Source organism: Enterobacter vonholyi (assembly GCF_040834095.1).
Classification (GTDB): domain Bacteria; phylum Pseudomonadota; class Gammaproteobacteria; order Enterobacterales; family Enterobacteriaceae; genus Enterobacter; species Enterobacter vonholyi.
Window position 1 is genome coordinate 972,588 of the sequence record NZ_CP162152.1, and the last position, 18,407, is coordinate 990,994.

The following is an 18,407-nucleotide window of genomic DNA, read 5'->3' on the forward strand; positions in this document are numbered from 1 at the left end:
AATAGTGTTTATTCCCTCTCCCTGTGGGAGAGGGCAAGGGTGAGGGGCACCAGAACGTACCGTTCCACCCTTCACCCCACCGCAAATTCCTTATCCAGCCTGCTATACCCCAGCCCGTTAATTTTCTTCACCTTGATCTGCACCGGAATACGCTCTTTCATCGCCTCTACGTGGCTGATCACGCCGATGGTTTTCCCGGTGGCGTTCAGTGCGTCGAGCGCATCCAGCGCGGTATCCAGCGTTTCACTGTCGAGCGTGCCGAACCCTTCATCCAGGAACAGGGAATCGATCCGCGTTTTATGACTCACAAGATCGGAAAGCGCCAGCGCCAGTGCCAGGCTGACCAGGAAGCTCTCGCCGCCTGAGAGCGTGCGGGTATCGCGAACCGCATCCGCCTGCCACGTATCCACCACTTCCAGCTCCAGCGCGTCGCTGGCCTTACGCTGCAATAAATAACGCCCGTGTAGACGGTTAAGCTGCTGGTTAGCAAGCCAGACAAGATTGTCCAGCGTCAGCCCCTGGGCGAACTTGCGGAACTTGTCGCCGGTGCTCGAGCCGATCAGCGCGTTCAGGTACCCCCAGTCGTCTGCCTGGCGCGCGGCCTCTTCAATTTCCTGCATCAACGCCAGCTGATGCTGCCGGTTATCGCTGTCCTGCTTAAGCTGCTGACGGAACTCACCCTGATGCGTGGTGTTCTCGCGCAGCCGTTGCGCCAGCTGCTGCAGCTGGCTTTGCAGCGCAGGAGCATCTTCGTTGAGCCCTTCCGGCCGCAGCGCCAGATGAGACTGCAGCTGTTGGTTCGCCTGATCGCAAAGGGCCGCGGCCTGCTGTATCTGGTTTTCCAGCGACTGCTTTCGCTGTTCGAGGTGGCGAATGGCATCGTCATCCAGCAGGGCGGCAAGAAACGCCTCCCGATCGGCAAAGCAGCTCGCCGAGAGCGCCGCGCTGAACTGCGTCTGCGACTGCTGCAGTCGCTCTTGCTCCAGCTTTTCCTGCTGCTGCTGCGCGGTGAGCTGGCTTTGCAGCGACACGCATTCGTCGTGGATGGCGCGCCAGTTATCAGGGATAACCGGTTCGGCGTCTTCGCTGTTCGTTGCCGGAAGCGCGTCGAGCAGCGGCTTCAGGGCGTTTATGCGTTCCTGAAGCACGCCGTGCTGCGCTTGCTTCTCCTGCCACTGCGCGAATTCAGCTTCACGGGCCTGAAGCCAGGCGGCTTCCTGACCCTCTTCAGGTGCGTTAAGTGAGAGCGCGAGCAGGGCATGTTCTAGCGCCTGGCGCGTGGCCGCCAGCTGCTGCTGATACTGCCGCTCCTGCGCTTCCTGTTCGTTCAACTGGTTCTGCAGGGTCAGCCGCTGGCTGAGCTGATAAAGCTGGCGCTCGTACTGTTCCTGTTCGTTCAGCCATGGCGCGATATCATCCTGAATATTCAACGCAATGTTCAGGGACGTGCAGGCCGCCATCCACTCTTTAGTGAGCGCTTGCTCTTCCTGAGAAAGCGTCTGCGCGTCGTCTGTTTCACGCTGGATCTGCTGAGTCAGGGCATTAACCTGTCCCAGCACCAGCAGGCCTTCCTCTTTAAGCGCGGCGACCTCTTTTTCCAGGGCATCACGGCGGCGCTGGTTATCCGTCAGCTCAAGCGACTGATATTGCTCAACGGCCGGATGTTCGCAGGAACCGCACAGCGGACAGGGTTTACCCGCCTCAAGCTGCGAACGGTAATGCTCCAGCTTCTTGATTGTTGCTTCGGTTTCGCACAGGGCTTTCAGGTCGAGATAGTGCTGGTTTTTTTCTTTGTACTGCTGGCGGCGCAGCGTCAGCGTTTCATTGAGTTTATTTTGTTCGGCCTGCGCCTTCTGCACGCTTTCACCGCTCTGACGCAGGCGCTTTTGCAGCGGCTGATAGCGGGCATGCAGCGACGTCAGCTGCTGGCGCAGCGTGCGTGACCGGGACTGCTGCTCCATGGCTACGCTGACTTCGTCCGCCGTTAGCGTCAGCGCATTTTCCGGCATCGCAACCAGCCTGTTGCGTAATTCACTTATCCGCGCCGCAAGCGAGGCTAACTGCGTTTTATCGCGGTTAAGCTGCGAGAACTGGGCACGCCATCCGGCGATCTCCTGCCCCAGCAGGCGATAACGCTCGTGCTCCGCCAGCCACTGCGCCAGCGCCGTCAGTTCGGTCTGAAGCTGCTCGTGGTTACGCAGGGCGGTATTGCGAATACGCGAACGCAGCGCGGTTCTGGCTTGTAAGCGAGTATTTACTTCGATAATACGCTGCTGCGTTTGCGTCAGGCGTGCGGTTTGTTCCTGCTGATGCTCCCAAAGCGGTCGAAGCTGGGCGGCGGGCAGAGCAAGCTGGAGTTTTGCCAGCTGAGGTGCTGCGTCCGCCAGCGCCTGTTGCGCATGCTGCTGGAGCGCGTTGACGCGCTGTTGCTCTCTTACGAGCTCTTCATGGCGCGTAAGCCACTGAAAATCTTTCTGTTGGCTTTGCTGCTGTTCCAGCAGGATTTTCTCTTCGTCAGTAAGTGCCTGCAAACTTTGCTGTAACTGCTGCTGTTGCTCTTCACTCAACAGCACGACGCCCGCCGCCTGCGCCTCGCATTTTTCAAGCACGCTGCGGGCGGCTTTGTGTTTTTCAAACACCATGGCGGAAATCTGGCCGTAGATCTCGGTGCCGGTCAGCTCTTCCAGTAGCTCGGCACGATCGCTCGGTTTGGCGTTGAGGAAGGCAGCAAACTGCCCCTGTGAGAGCAGCATCGAGCGGGTAAAGCGGCCATAGTCCAGCCCGGTGAGCGCGGCGGTTTGCTCCAGTTTATCCGTCACTTTGTCGGCCAGGATTTTGCCATCTTCGCAGCGCGCCAGCTCAACGCGCGGTGCCTGCAGGTTCCCGTCAGACTGGTTGCGCGCCCGGTTCTGGCTCCAGAAGGCGCGGTAGGCGATGCCTTTTACCTCGAACTCCACTTCCGCCAGGCACTCGGCGGTGTCGCGCGTCATCAGATCGTTTTGCGCCTGGGAGACCTTATTCAGGCGCGGCGTTTCGTGATAAAGCGCCAGACAGATGGCGTCGAGCAGGGTAGTTTTACCTGCCCCGGTCGCGCCGGTGATGGCAAACAGCCCGTTGCTGGCAAACGGCTCAGCGGTAAAGTCAATTTTCCACTCGCCCTTGAGGGAGTTGATATTTTTCAGGCGCAGGCTCAGAATTTTCACGCGTTTTCTTCCTCATCATTGAGCGCGTGCAGGGTATGGCTGAACAGTTCGCTGAGCCTTGCGCGCTTCGTGTCGTCGATTTCCTCCTGCGAGAGCCTGCGTTCAAACACCTCTTCAACCCGAAGCTCACTGAGCGTTTCGCGTTGAGCGCTTAACAGAATTTTCTCGCGCTGCTCGCGGCTGCGGCGCACCAGTAACACCTCTACCGGTAAGTCTTCGGTCAGTGCCTGGATTTTTCGCTGCATATCGTGCAGGTAGTCGTCGGTGGTGATTTCGATATCCAGCCAGACGGGGGGATCTTGCTCGACGCCGCGCCACTGCTCCAGCTGGGTGGAAATGGCGTCGAGATCGCCCTTCAGCACCGCCAGCGGCTGGGTGACGGGCACCTCCAGCGTCTCGACGGCGCTGAGTTTGCCCTCGCTAAAACTCACCAGATGCACGGATTTGGCTTTGCCCGTTTCGTCAAAGCTGAGCGAAACAGGTGAGCCACAGTAGCGGATATGCTCGCAGCCGCCGATGACCTGAGCGCGGTGGATGTGGCCGAGCGCGATGTAGTCGGCTGGCGGGAAGTTTTGCGCCGGAAAGGCATCCAGCGTGCCGATATAGATGTCACGCACGGCGTCACTTTTACTGGCCCCGACCGTGGTGAGATGCCCGGTTGCAATCACCGGAATCGGCTGGTCACCCCGCAGTGCACAGGCTTCGGCGTGCTGTTGGTGGTAATAGTCGGTGATGGCCTGTAATAAATGCTGCTGCTTTTCCGCACCCGACAGCCCCGCCTGGCTTTGCACGATGTCGCGCGGACGTAAAAACGGTATCGGACACAGCACCGCCCCCGGCGACCCGTCGCGTTTTTTCAGGATCTGCGGGGCGTGCCCGGCGCTGGCGACGACGGTGGTATTGAGAAACGCCAGGATGTCGCGGGATTCATTCAGCGTTGCGACGGAATCGTGGTTGCCGGCGACAATCACCAGATGACACCCTGTTTGCTGCAAATTCACCACGAAGCGGTTGTACAGCTCGCGCGCGTAGCTCGGCGGCGAGCCGGTATCAAAAATATCTCCCGCCACGATAATCGCGTCCACCTCATGCGTCCGGGCCGTTTCCAGCAGCCAGCCCAGGAACGCTTCATGTTCAGCCGCACGGCTTTTGCTGTAAAAATTTTGACCCAGATGCCAGTCCGAGGTGTGTAGTATGCGCATAGCTGATCCGTGGCAAAAAAGAGAAAGCAGGATTATAAACGTTCAGAGAAGGGAAAATAACCGCTGTAATAAAACAACAGTTTGCCATTTATAGTGGTACTGTTTTTCATAAATCTGTCATAAATCTGACGCATAATGGCGCCGAATTACAAACTTGTAACGTAAATAAGATAAGACAGGGCAAAGTATGGCGAGACGTATTCTGGTCGTAGAAGATGAAGCTCCAATTCGTGAAATGGTGTGCTTCGTGCTCGAGCAAAACGGCTTCCAGCCGGTTGAAGCGGAAGATTATGACAGCGCAGTGAACCAGCTGAATGAACCCTGGCCCGATCTGATTCTGCTGGACTGGATGTTGCCCGGCGGCTCCGGACTGCAGTTTATCAAACACCTGAAGCGTGAAGCGCTGACCCGCGATATCCCGGTTGTGATGCTCACGGCGCGCGGAGAAGAAGAGGATCGCGTGCGCGGTCTGGAGACCGGTGCGGACGATTACATTACTAAACCGTTCTCCCCAAAAGAGCTGGTGGCTCGCATTAAAGCCGTGATGCGCCGTATTTCGCCGATGGCGGTGGAAGAGGTGATCGAAATGCAGGGGCTGAGCCTTGATCCTACTTCTCACCGTGTGATGACCGGTGAAAATCCCCTCGACATGGGGCCTACCGAATTTAAACTCCTGCACTTCTTTATGACCCACCCGGAGCGCGTTTACAGCCGCGAGCAGTTGCTGAATAACGTCTGGGGAACTAACGTGTATGTCGAAGACCGGACGGTTGATGTACATATTCGCCGCCTGCGAAAAGCACTGGAATTGAGCGGCCACGATCGCATGGTGCAGACGGTCCGCGGCACGGGTTATCGTTTTTCTACCCGTTTCTGAACAATGACAGGAGTATGACGCGTGCTGGAACGTCTGTCATGGAAAAGGCTCGTCTTTGAACTGATCTTATGCTGTATTCCGGCCTTCATTCTGGGGGCCTTTCTTGGACACCTGCCGTGGTTTCTGCTGGCGTCGGTCACCGGGCTGTTGATCTGGCATTTCTGGAATCTGCTGCGCCTCTCCTGGTGGCTGTGGGTTGACCGAAGCATGACGCCGCCGCCGGGAAGCGGCAGCTGGGAGCCGCTGCTTTACGGTCTGCATCAGATGCAGATGCGTAATAAAAAGCGTCGCCGCGAGCTGGGAAGCCTGATTAAGCGTTTTCGCAGCGGTGCAGAATCGCTGCCGGATGCCGTGATCCTGACCACCGAAGAAGGGACGATCTTCTGGTGTAACGGCCTGGCGCAGCAGCTGCTGGGCCTGCGCTGGCCGGATGACAATGGCCAGAATATCCTCAACCTTCTGCGCTATCCCGAGTTCACGCTGTATCTGAAAAAGCGTGATTTCACCCGTCCGCACAATCTGAAGCTCAATAATGGCCGCCATCTGGAAATACGCGTGATGCCCTACAGCGATAAGCAGTGGCTGATGGTGGCGCGCGATGTTACCCAGATGCACCAGCTGGAAGGGGCGCGTCGCAACTTCTTCGCCAACGTCAGCCACGAACTGCGAACCCCGTTGACCGTGCTGCAGGGCTACCTGGAGATGATGCAGGAGCAAACGCTGGAAGGTGCGCCGCGTGAAAAAGCGCTGCACACCATGCGCGAGCAAACGCACCGGATGGAAGGCCTGGTGAAGCAGCTGCTGACGCTCTCGAAGATTGAAGCGGCGCCAACGCTCGCGCTAAATGACACCATTGATGTCCCGATGATGCTGCGGGTCGTGGAGCGTGAAGCGCAGACGTTAAGCCACAAAAAGCATCACCTGACCTTTGACGTCGACAACACGCTGAAGGTGCTGGGCAGCGAAGATGAGCTGCGCAGCGCCATTTCCAACCTGGTGTATAACGCGGTGAATCATACGCCGGAGGGGACGGATATCGTGGTGCGCTGGCACCATACCCCAACGGGGGCCGAGTTTAGCGTGGAGGACAACGGGCCGGGGATTGCGCCGGAGCATATTCCGCGTCTGACCGAGCGCTTCTACCGTGTGGATAAAGCGCGATCGCGCCAGACGGGCGGAAGCGGCCTGGGGCTGGCAATTGTGAAACACGCGGTGAATCACCATGAAAGCCGTCTCGATATTCAGAGTACGCTGGGTAAAGGAACCCGCTTCAGTTTCGTTATTCCGGAACGATTAATTGCCAAAAAGATCGCCTGACGGCGGGCGTGTCATTTTACCTTTCCACGGGTCAGCCATCGCTGGCCCGTTTGCTTTGCAGTCAAGCGAAACGCGGATGAATTTTATACGGCTGGCTGTTTTTTGTTCGCATGATTAGCCATGGGTTTTTCTTATAAACAGCGTATTGTGCTGGTGCGTGTTTTCATGCTGGCATATTGTTCTGGTTTTGCGATTCCACCTTGCCTTTAAACGTTATAAGCGTTTAAATTGCGCCCCAGATACTGTCAGACCGACTGTATTTGCGTGGTAAATCGAAAAACTATTCTTCTCCACGCCAGGACGGGAGCATTTCCCGCTGAAATTGAGCAAATTTTCGGCTGTATCGTCCCGTGAGGGATATCGAAAATCTCAATGTTTTCAACACCACATCCACAGGCAGTAAGGTTTTATGACCCATCACTTAAAATCGCGTGACATCATCGCGCTGGGCTTTATGACATTTGCGCTGTTCGTTGGCGCAGGCAACATCATTTTCCCTCCAATGGTTGGCTTACAGGCGGGTGAACACGTCTGGACCGCCGCGTTTGGTTTCCTGATTACTGCCGTGGGTCTGCCGGTGCTGACCGTCATCGCGCTGGCGAAAGTCGGCGGCGGTGTTGATAGCCTCAGCACCCCGATTGGCAAAGTGGCGGGCGTTCTGCTGGCAACCGTCTGCTATCTCGCCGTTGGCCCGCTGTTTGCGACCCCGCGTACGGCAACCGTGTCCTTCGAAGTGGGTATTGCTCCCCTGACCGGTGACGGCGCGATGCCGCTGTTTATCTACAGCCTGATCTACTTCGCGATCGTGATTCTGGTTTCCCTCTATCCGGGCAAGCTGCTGGATACCGTGGGTAACTTCCTGGCTCCGCTGAAAATTGTGGCGCTGATTGTTCTGGCGGTAGCGGCCATCGTCTGGCCCGCCGGCCCGATTAGCGACGCGATGGACGCCTATAAAAATGCCGCGTTCTCTAACGGCTTCGTGAACGGCTACCTGACGATGGATACGCTAGGCGCGATGGTGTTTGGTATCGTTATCGTTAACGCCGCGCGTTCCCGCGGTGTGACCGAAGCGCGTCTGCTGACCCGCTACACCATCTGGGCCGGCCTGATGGCTGGTGTGGGGCTGACCCTGCTGTATCTGGCGCTGTTCCGTCTGGGTTCCGATAGCGCCATGCTGGTTGAGCAGAACGCCAACGGTGCGGCTATCCTTCACGCCTACGTGCAGCACACCTTCGGCGGTGCGGGCAGTATGCTGCTGGCAGCGCTGATCTTCCTGGCCTGTCTGGTTACCGCGGTTGGCCTGACCTGCGCCTGCGCAGAGTTCTTTGCACAGTATCTGCCGCTTTCTTACCGCACCCTGGTGTTTATCCTCGGTATCTTCTCCATGGCGGTGTCTAACCTCGGTCTGAGCCACCTGATTCAGGTCTCTATTCCGGTGTTGACGGCGATTTATCCGCCGTGCATCGTACTGGTAGTGCTGAGCTTTACTCGTCCGTGGTGGAACAACTCTTCACGAATTATTGCGCCAGCCATGTTTATCAGCCTGATTTTTGGTATCCTTGACGGGATTAAAGCATCAGCTTTCGCGCACATACTGCCGGCATGGACACAGCGTCTGCCGCTGTCCGAGCAGGGTCTGGCCTGGTTGATGCCTACCGTTGTTGCACTGGTTCTGGCGATTATCTGGGACCGTGCTGCAGGGCGTCAGGTCGCATCGAACGCTCATTAATCAACGGCAACAAACTGTTTAACCACGGGGCTTAAGGCCCCGTGGTTTTTTGTTTTTTTCGTGTTGAATGGCAAGATTTAAATGGAAAGCACTAACAAACTTAAACGTGGATTGAGCACGCGCCACATCCGCTTTATGGCGCTGGGCTCTGCTATCGGCACCGGTCTTTTTTATGGCTCGGCAGATGCCATCAAAATGGCCGGTCCTAGCGTTCTGCTGGCGTACATTATCGGCGGCGTGGCGGCGTATATCATCATGCGCGCCCTCGGCGAAATGTCGGTTCACAACCCCTCCGCCAGCTCATTCTCCCGCTACGCGCAGGAAAACCTCGGCCCGCTGGCCGGGTTTATCACCGGCTGGACCTACTGCTTCGAAATCCTGATTGTTGCGATTGCCGACGTGACGGCGTTTGGCATCTACATGGGCGTCTGGTTCCCGGCGGTACCGCACTGGATTTGGGTGCTGAGCGTGGTGCTGATCATTTGCGCCGTCAACCTGATGAGCGTGAAGGTGTTCGGCGAGCTGGAGTTCTGGTTCTCCTTCTTCAAGGTCGCGACCATCATCATCATGATTGTGGCCGGTTTCGGGATTATTATCTGGGGGATTGGCAACGGCGGGCAGCCGACCGGGATCCACAACCTCTGGAGCAACGGCGGCTTCTTCAGCAACGGCTGGCTCGGGATGGTGATGTCGCTGCAGATGGTGATGTTCGCCTACGGCGGTATCGAGATTATCGGTATCACCGCCGGGGAAGCGAAAGATCCGGAGAAATCCATTCCGCGCGCCATCAACTCTGTGCCGATGCGTATTCTGGTGTTCTACGTGGGTACGCTGTTCGTGATCATGTCCATTTACCCGTGGAATCAGGTAGGCACCAACGGTAGCCCGTTTGTCCTGACCTTCCAGCATATGGGCATTGCGTTTGCGGCCAGCATTCTGAACTTTGTGGTGCTGACCGCGTCGCTTTCGGCGATTAACAGTGACGTCTTTGGCGTAGGCCGTATGCTGCACGGCATGGCGGAGCAGGGCAGTGCGCCGAAGGTGTTCGCCAAAACCTCACGCCGCGGCACGCCGTGGGTGACCGTCGTGGTGATGACCGTGGCGCTGCTGTTCTCGGTTTACCTGAACTACATCATGCCGGAGAACGTCTTCCTGGTGATTGCATCCCTGGCGACCTTCGCAACCGTCTGGGTGTGGATCATGATCCTGCTGTCGCAGATTGCCTTCCGCCGTCGCCTGTCGCCGGATGAGGCGAAAGCGCTGAAGTTCAAAGTACCGGGCGGCGTTGCGACGACCGTCGTGGGGCTGATCTTCCTGGTGTTTATCATTGGCCTGATTGGCTACCATCCGGACACCCGCATTTCACTGTACGTGGGCTGCGCGTGGATTGTGCTGCTGCTGGTGGGCTGGGTGTTTAAATGCCGCCGCGACCGTCAGCTGGCGGAAGCGCAGTAATCTTTTTTTCTCCCTCTCCTTGTGGGAGAGGGTTGGGGTGAGGGCATCCGGCTGCACTGGTGCCTCCTCCCCCGTCCTCCTCCCCCAATAAATCCCATCATGGTGAGCTATCCTTAACCACCCTGTGGCAAGGTGACGTCAATTTCATCAAAGGGGATTCGTGATGTTAAACGCCTGGCACCTTCCGGTTGCCCCATTTGTTAAGCAAAACAAAGACAACCTTGTGATTACGCTCTGGCTGGCGGGGGAAAATCAGCCTGAACGCGTGACGCTCCGCGCCGAAATCGATAACGAAGAGACCGGGTTGAAAATGCACAAGCTGCGCAGCCAGCCGCAGCCTGGCATCACGGCCTGGCGGGCGAATATCGACCTGCGCAGCGGGCAGCCGCGCCGCCGTTACAGCTTTAAGCTTTTATGGAACAACCGCCAGCTGTGGTTTACCCCGCAGGGATTTAATCGTTTCCCGCCCGCACGGCTGGAACAGTTTGCGGTCGATTACCCGGATAACGGCCCGCAGTGGGTTAACGATCAGGTCTTTTACCAGATTTTCCCGGACCGTTTTGCGCGCAGCGAAAAGCGCACTGCCGACCAGGATAAGATCTATCACCACCATGCGGCGGGTCATGACATTATTCTGAAAGCGTGGGACGAGCCATTAACCGCGCAGGCGGGCGGATCGACCTTCTACGGCGGCGATCTCGACGGCATCAGCGAAAAGCTGCCGTACCTGAAAAAACTCGGCGTGACGGCGCTGTATCTCAACCCGGTGTTTAAAGCCCCGAGCGTACACAAATACGATACCGAAGATTATCGCCACGTTGACGCGCAGTTTGGCGGTGACGAGGCGCTGCTGCGCCTGCGTAGGAACACCCAAAACGAAGGCATGCGCCTGATTCTGGACGGCGTGTTCAACCACAGCGGAGATTCGCATACGTGGTTTGACCGGCATAACCAGTCGATGGACGGGGCATGTCATAACCCGGACTCGCCGCAGCGCGACTGGTACAGCTTTAACGAGGAGGGGCGTGCGCTGGACTGGCTGGGTTACCCAAGCCTGCCGAAGCTGGATTTCCAGTCGCCGTCTCTGGTGAACGAGATTTACGGCGGGGAAGACAGCATCGTGCGCCACTGGCTGAAGGCACCATGGAATATGGACGGCTGGCGCCTGGACGTGGTGCATATGCTCGGTGAAGCGGGCGGAGCGCGGAATAACCTTCAGCACGTCGCCGGGATCACGCGCTCGGCGAAAGCGGCTCAGCCGGAGGCGTTCGTTTTTGGCGAGCACTTTGGTGACGCGCGCCAGTGGTTGCAGAATGATGCGGAAGATGCGGCGATGAACTATCGCGGCTTTACCTTCCCGCTGTGGGGATTCCTCGCCAACACCGATATCTCCTACGATCCAAATCATATCGACGCGGAAACCTGCATGGCGTGGATGGAGAACTACCGCGCCGGGCTGTCGCATCAGCAGCAGCTGCGGATGTTTAACCAGCTCGATAGTCACGACACCGCGCGCTTTAAATCCCTGCTCGGCAAGGATGTTGCGCGTCTGCCGCTGGCGGTGACCTGGCTCTTTACCTGGCCGGGCGTGCCGTGTATCTACTACGGAGACGAGGTGGGGCTGGACGGCAACAACGATCCGTTCTGCCGCAAAACTTTCCCCTGGGAGCCAGCGAAACAGGACAAGGTGCTGTTCAGCCTGTATCAGCGCCTGGCGAAGCTGCGTAAGCAGAGTCTCGCCCTGCGCTATGGCGGCTGTCAGGTGGTGTACGCCCACGATAACGTGGTGGTGTTTGCTCGCATCTATAACCAGCAGCGCGTGCTGGTGGCGATAAACCGGGGCGAGGCCTGCGAAGTGGTGCTGGATGATTCGCCGCTGCTGAAGGTGGCAGCGTGGAAGAGTAAAGAGGGCAAGGCCACGATTCAGGACGGCGTGCTGGCGCTGCCTGCGATATCCGCGACGATCTGGTTCGGCAGCTAATGCGCTAATGTTTCCACCTTTTAAGATGGCGCAAATGCAACGATTTGTGTCAATCTTAACAGATCGTTTACGGTGAAGGTGGAAACATGGACGAGCTTTACATCCTTGGCTGTTTATTCCTGGTTTTTGCGCTGCTGGTTGCGCCCGTGCTTGCGGTTATCGGGTTTAACCGAAGTACGGCAGCGCGGCAGGAGATAGCCCTGCTGCGCCAGCGCATAGAGGCGCTTGAGCAGCGCGGCGTGCCTCAGAACGCGTCGGAACCGGTGCAGACCGCCGCGCCGGAGGCAATTACCGCGCCAGTGGTGGAGGACGCTCCCGCGCCTGTCGACCCCTGGCGACCCGATATTCCCGCAGCGGTGGCAGAACCCGCTCTGGCGCCTGCGCCAGCGGCAAAACAGCCTTCAGCCTTTGGCGGCATCCTGACGTCGCTTGCGCGCTGGTTCATGCAGGGCAATCCGCTGGCGAAGCTTGGCATTCTGCTGCTCTTCCTCGGCCTCTCTTTTCTGCTGCGCTATACCGTCGAACATTCCCTGTTCCCGCTTGAGCTGCGCCTCGTGGCAACGGCGCTGTTTGCCGTTGTTCTGCTGGCGATTGGGTGGCGGGTGCGGCACAGGCAGCGCGTCTATGCGCTGATCCTCCAGGGCGGGGCGACCGGCGTGCTCTACCTGACGGTGTTTGGTGCATTCCGGCTCTGGCAAATGTTGCCGATGACGCTGGCCTTTACGCTGCTGGTAGTGATTTGCGCGGCGAGCGTCGGGCTGGCGGTGCTGCAGAAGGCGCTGAGTCTTGCCATGCTGGCGAGCCTTGGCGGATATCTCGCGCCGCTGCTCTTATCTACTGGGGGCGGTAGCTTTGTCGCACTTTTCTCTTTCTATCTTCTGCTGTCCATCGGCATTCTCGCGATCAGCATCTGGCAGCACTGGCGCGAGCTGAACCTGCTCGGGCTGCTGTTTACGTTCGGCGTGGGCGGCCTGTGGGGGCTGAATGACTACCAGCCTGAAGACTATTGGATCTGCCAGCTGTTCCTGATTGCCAATACGCTGATATTCGGCGTGCTGAGCGTGGCGCTGTCGCTGCGGGCGCAGGAGAAAGGGAAGCAGATTATCGACGGCGTGCTGCTGTTCGCCCCGCCGCTGATCGGCTTCGGGATGCAGTACGGCATGACCCGACACTGGGAATATGGCCCGGCGCTGAGCGCGCTGGGATACGGAGCATTTTATCTCACCCTCGCATACCTCGCGCTGCGTCGCTATCCCTCCCTCGGACGACCGCTGGTCATGGCGGCGCTGGCGATCGGCGGCGGGTTTGCCACGCTCGCCATTCCGCTGGCGCTGTCGGCGCGCTGGACGGCGATGGCCTGGGCGCTGGAGGGGCTGGGGATTCTCTGGCTGGGCGTGCAGCAGCATCAGCGTCGCATGAGCTATAGCGGGACGGCGCTGCTGGTGCTGGCGCTCGGTAGCGCGCTGTGGGCACAAACGGACGGCGTTACGGCGCTGAGCCTGTTCCTCATCTTCGCCATCCTCAGCCTTTGCTGGCTGGCTGCGGCCTGGCTGTGGCGGACTCTCTTCCTGCCGGTCAGCTGGGCGCTGCTGGCAGGCGGGCTGCTGTTCTGGATAGTGGCGCAGCTGGGCGCGTCGCAGCTGGTACTGACGAAGGAATTACCGATTCTGGCGGGCGTGCTGGCGCTGACGGCGGCGTCGGTCTGGGGCTGGCGGCAGGTGGCTGCTCGCCTGACGTGGCGGGAGCTGAACGCCAGCAAATGGCTGCTGTGGCCGGTTATGCTGCTGATGGTGGGTTATCAGCTCTGGCATCAGCAGATCGTTACCGCCGGCTGGTCAAACCTGGCCTGGTGCGTTGCGCTTCCTGCCGCGCTAATGCTGTTGCGGCGCGATGGTGAAAGACTCCTGCCGCGCATCGCGATGGGGCTGCATTTGTCGCTGTTCTGGATGATTTTGCTGGCGCTGGCCGCGGAGCTTTACTGGTTTGCCCGGTCTCTGCCGTGGGGAATGGCGGCCTGGGGAAGCGGATTAGCGATGGCCGCAGGTGGCGGGATTATTATGGCACTTTCTGCAGCCGTACGGCGTCGCGTGTGGCCGTTCCGGGAGTGGCCTGCGCTCTATGCGTGTCTGGCACCGATCCCTGTCGTCGTGGCGCTGCTGGTATTGCTGGTGGTGACCAATTTCCAGGACGGCGTGGTCTATCGTCAGACCTGGCTGCCGCTGGTGAACCCGCTCGAGGAAGGTGCTGCGTTCGCGTTGCTGGGGCTGGTGGTCTTTTATCGGGTGGTGGATCGCTACTACCCGTCATGGCTTGCGCAAGCGCGCCCGTGGCCTGCCGTCGCGATTATGGCGTTTGGCTTCTGGTGGCTAAACGGTGTGCTGATGCGCGCCCTGGCCTGGTACGGCGACGTGGCCTGGAATATGGCATCGCTGTGGGATTCGCGGCTGATCCAGACAAGCTTTGCCCTGTTCTGGATGTTGAGCGCGCTGGTGGTCATGATCCATGCCACCCGCAGGGCTTCCCGGCAGGAGTGGCTTTGCGGTGCCGCGCTGCTGGGTGTGGTGATGGTGAAACTGATGCTGGTGGACAGCGCGGGCGGAGGCGGTCTGTCGCGCGCGGTGGCGTTTATCGGCGTGGCGATACTGGTACTGATAGTGGGCTATTTCTCGCCGCTACCGCCAAAAACAGGAGATGAAAAATGAAATGGATGAAAGCGGTTGCGTGTACCGCGCTACTGGCGCTTTCCGGCCCGGCGTTCTGCGACGAAATACCAACGGAATCGCCCCGTGACTATGCCTTTGGTCGTTCACTCGACACGTCCGTTCCTTCCCGGTGGTATCGGGTAATGCTGCCGCTTGCCGTCTATGAGCAAAGCACGTCGCCGGATCTGCACGATGTCCGCGTCTTTAACCAGTCGGGTGAGCCGGTTCCCTTTAGCCTGATCGCCGCGACGCGCCCGCAGGCGACAGCGCAGTCCACGGCGCTGCGCCTCTTTCCGCTGGATGCCTCGCCGCTCGCGGCTGCCTCAGACGCCGGTGACAGCGATAAGATCCGGCTCCGTTCCCGAAACGGCATTGAGATTGTGCTGGAGGGGCAAAAAGCCGCCGCTGTCGGGCAACATTACCTGCTGACCCTGCCGGAGCAGACGACGGGTGAGCTGGCTATATCCCAGCTGCAGCTCCTCTGGAATACCCATGAGACGCCGTGGCAGGGAACGGCGTCGGTCTATTACAGCGAGGATCTCAAGCGGTGGTATACCCTGCGCGAGGATATGCCGCTGCTGGACGTCGTCAGCGGTCAGGATCGTCTTAAGCTCGATCGGCTCGATACCGATACGGTTTTATCTCCCGATGCGAATCGCTATCTCATGGTGGTGCTGAATACGCAGAGCCAGGGGGTAACGTTGACCGGCGTAAACGCAATCAGCGCACCTGCCCGGGCGGCCCCGGAAGAGATTAGTCTTGAAGGGGAAGGTGAGCAGCTATCGACAAGTGAAGCTCAGTGGCGCTGGGCGTGCCCGCAGCCGCTGAGTGCTGTCAGCATCTCGCTGAACGGCGATGGCGTCCTTCCCGTGGAGATAGCGTGGCGGAGTACCGAAAAAGAGGCATGGCACCCCCTGAAGAAAGAGGTGATTTACCGTCTGGAGGGGAAAACGTCCGGACCGGTTTCGCTTAGCGGGGGCCTGGTGCAGGCAGTGAAAATCACGACGCTGAATGCGTGTCTGCCAGAATACCTGCCGAGCGTCACGGGGCATCGCGACCGCTATGATCTTGTGTTCAACGCGCAGGGGAAAGCGCCGTACGTTCTCGCATGGGGCAACGGTGCCGCAAAGCCTGCCAGCGTGGAGCCTGACATGCTGATCCCAGCCGACCTGCGCAAGACCTATGATATGGCGAACCTGCCGCAGGCCGATATTGTGGATGATGTCGCGTTGGGCGGCGAGGGGCGGCTGAACGCCACCTCTGCAGGTGAGCGGGCGAGCTGGCTGAACGCCCTGCTGGTATGGGGCGTACTGATTGCGGGCGTGATCCTGCTGGCGGGCATGGCCTGGCGCATCTGGCGAGAGACGCAGCGTAAGGCATAAAAAAAGGCCCGCATAAGCGGGCCTTTTTCGTAAACCGTGCCGATTACAGGCTGGATACGTTCTCAGACAGGTATTTAGCTACGCCGTCTGGGGAAGCAGCCATACCTTCTTTACCTTTTTCCCACTGAGCCGGGCACACTTCGCCGTGCTCTTCGTGGAACTGCAGCGCGTCAACCATGCGCAGCATTTCGTCGATGTTACGACCCAGCGGCAGATCGTTCACAACCTGGTGACGAACGATGCCGTTCGCGTCGATCAGGAAGGAACCGCGCAGCGCAACGCCAGCGTCCGGATGTTCGATACCGTAAGCCTGCTGGATTTCGCGTTTGATGTCCGCAACCATTGCGTATTTCACCGCACCGATGCCGCCTTTGTCGACAGGGGTGTTACGCCATGCGTTGTGTACAAACTCAGAGTCGAAGGAGACGCCAACAACTTCCACGCCACGCTTCTGGAATTCTTCATAACGTTTGTCGAAAGCGATCAGCTCAGACGGGCAAACGAAAGTGAAGTCCATTGGCCAGAAGAACAGAACGGTCGCTTTACCGTTGGTGTGCTGTTTGAAGTTGAAGTTTTCAACGATTTCACCGTTGCCCAGAACTGCTGCAGCTGTAAAATCCGGAGCCGGACGAGTTACCAGAACCATATGATTCTCCTGTAGATACTAAGGTTATTTGGAACGCAACGCGAGCCAGTATAGAGAGTGTGCATCGATAAGACAAAGAGGTGGTGACAATCGTTCCGCCAGCTTTTACCTATCAATGTGAATTCTGTTACAGCTGTTTATTTTTCGCCTGCACCATCATGCGTGGATAGAATTGCCAGAAGCGGGTCTCCAGCGCGTCGTAATGTTCATCCAGGTCATACCAGGAATCCCGCAGCGCATCCAGGCGCGGGCGACGGCTCGCCATCCCGTTCAACACGTTCTGGATGAAGTCCATCTCACGATAGCGCTCCAGCCAGCGTTCTGACCACAGGTAGTTATTCAGATTCACAAAGCGCGGCGGCGAGTCGGGCAGAATGATCGACACCTGCTGGTGGGCATAGCGCACAAACGCCGGCAAGGGCATCTCCGGCGACAGCTGCTCCCAGTGGCGCGACAGAAAGTGATCCCACATCACGTCAAGCGTGATCGGCGCAACGCGGCGCGTTTCCGGCCGAAACCACGCTTTGGCTTCCGTCACTTCCGGCAGCTTATCCGTCAGCACGTCGATGCGGCGGTGCATAAAAATCCCGTCGACAACCTCAGGGGAGTAGTCTTCTGCGGGATTACCGCGTACGAAATCGGCCAGCAAATTGCCCGAGAGGGAGCTGTCAGCAAGGTGCGCGAGATGCAGGTGAGCGAGAAAATTCATGCGTTTTATTTGTCCGGGGGCGGCTAGTTGTTGCAGCAAAAGGGTGTGAGCACTAGACTATGCCGCCTGTTTTTAAGTCACGAGTATACGTCATGCGCGTCGCCGATTTCTCCTTTGAACTACCTGAATCCCTGATTGCTCACTATCCCATGCCTGAGCGCAGCAGCTGTCGCTTACTGTCACTGGATGGGCCAACGGGCGAGCTGACGCACGGTACTTTCACCGATTTGCTCGACAAGCTCAACCCTGGCGATCTGCTGGTCTTTAACAATACCCGCGTGATCCCGGCGCGCCTGTTCGGCCGTAAAGCCAGCGGCGGCAAGATTGAAGTGCTGGTCGAACGTATGCTCGATGATAAACGTATTCTGGCACATATTCGCGCATCTAAGGCGCCAAAGCCGGGCGCGGAGCTGCTGCTGGGCGATGATGAGAGCATCAAGGCGACCATGACCGCGCGCCACGACGCGCTGTTCGAGGTGGAGTTCAACGACGAACGCACGGTGCTCGATATCCTGAACGCCATCGGCCACATGCCGCTGCCGCCGTATATTGAGCGTCCGGACGAAGAGGCCGACCGCGAGCTGTATCAGACCGTCTACAGCCAGAAGCCTGGCGCGGTCGCGGCCCCGACGGCAGGTCTGCACTTTGATGAGCCGCTGCTGGAAAAACTGCGCGCGAAAGGCATTGAGATGGCGTTCGTGACGCTGCACGTCGGCGCGGGTACCTTCCTGCCGGTGCGCGTGGACAGCATTGAAGATCACATCATGCACTCTGAGTATGCTGAAGTGCCTCAGGACGTGGTGGACGCGGTGCTGGCGGCGAAAGCGCGCGGCAGCCGCGTCGTGGCGGTTGGTACGACGTCCGTGCGCTCACTCGAGAGCGCCGCGCAGGCGGCTAAAAACGGACTTATCGAGCCATTCTTTGGCGATACGCAGATCTTTATCTACCCGGGCTATCAGTACAAAGTGATTGACGCGCTGGTGACCAACTTCCATCTGCCTGAATCGACGCTGATTATGCTGGTTTCCGCGTTTGCCGGTTATCAGCACACTATGGCGGCCTACAAGTCTGCGGTAGAACAAAAATATCGCTTTTTTAGCTACGGGGACGCGATGTTTATCACGTACAATCCGCAGGCTTTGAATGAGCGTGTCGGGGAATAAGTCCGCGGCACCGTGTTACAACGTTGGACTGTTTTTCTGAC

Annotated in this window: 12 protein-coding genes; 8 read left to right on the plus strand and 4 right to left on the minus strand. The window is 58.5% G+C overall.

All coding sequences use genetic code 11. The features are described from left to right. Nucleotides 1–71: 71 nt before the first annotated feature. Complete coding sequence (gene sbcC / locus AB3N39_RS04565; RefSeq protein ID WP_367897097.1) at nt 72–3,203, minus strand: exonuclease subunit SbcC; 3,132 nt, start codon at nt 3,201–3,203, stop codon at nt 72–74. Beyond that, nucleotides 3,200–4,405: an exonuclease subunit SbcD gene (gene sbcD, locus AB3N39_RS04570; protein ID WP_133293870.1), complete on the minus strand. Its 1,206-nt coding sequence runs from the start codon at nt 4,403–4,405 to the stop codon at nt 3,200–3,202. Before sbcD ends, sbcC begins: the two co-directional genes overlap by 4 nt. A 187-nt stretch (nt 4,406–4,592) precedes the next feature. Here sbcD and phoB point away from each other — a divergent pair, with 187 nt between their 5' ends. The 7 genes from phoB (at nt 4,593) to AB3N39_RS04605 (ending at nt 15,848) form a co-directional block, all read left to right on the plus strand. After that, nucleotides 4,593–5,282, plus strand: a complete 690-nt coding sequence (phoB, locus tag AB3N39_RS04575) for a phosphate response regulator transcription factor PhoB (RefSeq protein WP_008503265.1) — start codon at nt 4,593–4,595, stop codon at nt 5,280–5,282. 21 nt (nt 5,283–5,303) lie between these two features. Then, a complete protein-coding gene (gene phoR / locus AB3N39_RS04580) occupies nt 5,304–6,599 on the plus strand; it encodes a phosphate regulon sensor histidine kinase PhoR (protein ID WP_045909799.1) in 1,296 nt (431 codons plus the stop codon). 409 nt (nt 6,600–7,008) lie between these two features. Further along, nucleotides 7,009–8,328 carry a branched-chain amino acid transporter carrier protein BrnQ gene (brnQ, locus tag AB3N39_RS04585; RefSeq protein ID WP_111963434.1) on the plus strand — a complete coding sequence of 440 codons (1,320 nt, stop codon included), beginning with the start codon at nt 7,009–7,011 and terminating at the stop codon, nt 8,326–8,328. Between the two features lie 81 nt (nt 8,329–8,409). After that, entirely contained in the window at nt 8,410–9,783 is a 1,374-nt protein-coding gene (gene proY / locus AB3N39_RS04590) for a proline-specific permease ProY (protein ID WP_008503261.1), read from the plus strand. Between the two features lie 163 nt (nt 9,784–9,946). After that, nucleotides 9,947–11,764: a maltodextrin glucosidase gene (gene malZ / locus AB3N39_RS04595; RefSeq protein ID WP_367897098.1), complete on the plus strand. Its 1,818-nt coding sequence runs from the start codon at nt 9,947–9,949 to the stop codon at nt 11,762–11,764. A gap of 86 nt (nt 11,765–11,850) precedes the next feature. Next, nucleotides 11,851–14,466, plus strand: a complete 2,616-nt coding sequence (locus tag AB3N39_RS04600; protein ID WP_248172681.1) for a DUF2339 domain-containing protein — start codon at nt 11,851–11,853, stop codon at nt 14,464–14,466. After that, nucleotides 14,463–15,848, plus strand: coding sequence for a DUF3999 domain-containing protein (locus tag AB3N39_RS04605; RefSeq protein WP_367897099.1), 1,386 nt, complete (start codon nt 14,463–14,465; stop codon nt 15,846–15,848). The genes AB3N39_RS04600 and AB3N39_RS04605 overlap by 4 nt, the downstream gene beginning before the upstream one ends. A 43-nt stretch (nt 15,849–15,891) precedes the next feature. Here the strand turns inward: AB3N39_RS04605 and AB3N39_RS04610 are convergent, their stop codons facing one another. Both AB3N39_RS04610 and acpH read right to left on the minus strand, forming a co-directional pair. Next, nucleotides 15,892–16,494, minus strand: a complete 603-nt coding sequence (locus AB3N39_RS04610; RefSeq protein WP_008503347.1) for a peroxiredoxin — start codon at nt 16,492–16,494, stop codon at nt 15,892–15,894. Nucleotides 16,495–16,621: 127 nt separating this feature from the next. After that, nucleotides 16,622–17,203, minus strand: coding sequence for an ACP phosphodiesterase (gene acpH / locus AB3N39_RS04615; protein ID WP_048030077.1), 582 nt, complete (start codon nt 17,201–17,203; stop codon nt 16,622–16,624). 92 nt (nt 17,204–17,295) lie between these two features. Between acpH and queA the strand changes: the two genes are divergently transcribed. After that, nucleotides 17,296–18,366, plus strand: coding sequence for a tRNA preQ1(34) S-adenosylmethionine ribosyltransferase-isomerase QueA (queA, locus tag AB3N39_RS04620; protein WP_136195255.1), 1,071 nt, complete (start codon nt 17,296–17,298; stop codon nt 18,364–18,366). The last annotated feature ends 41 nt before the right edge of the window (nt 18,367–18,407 follow it).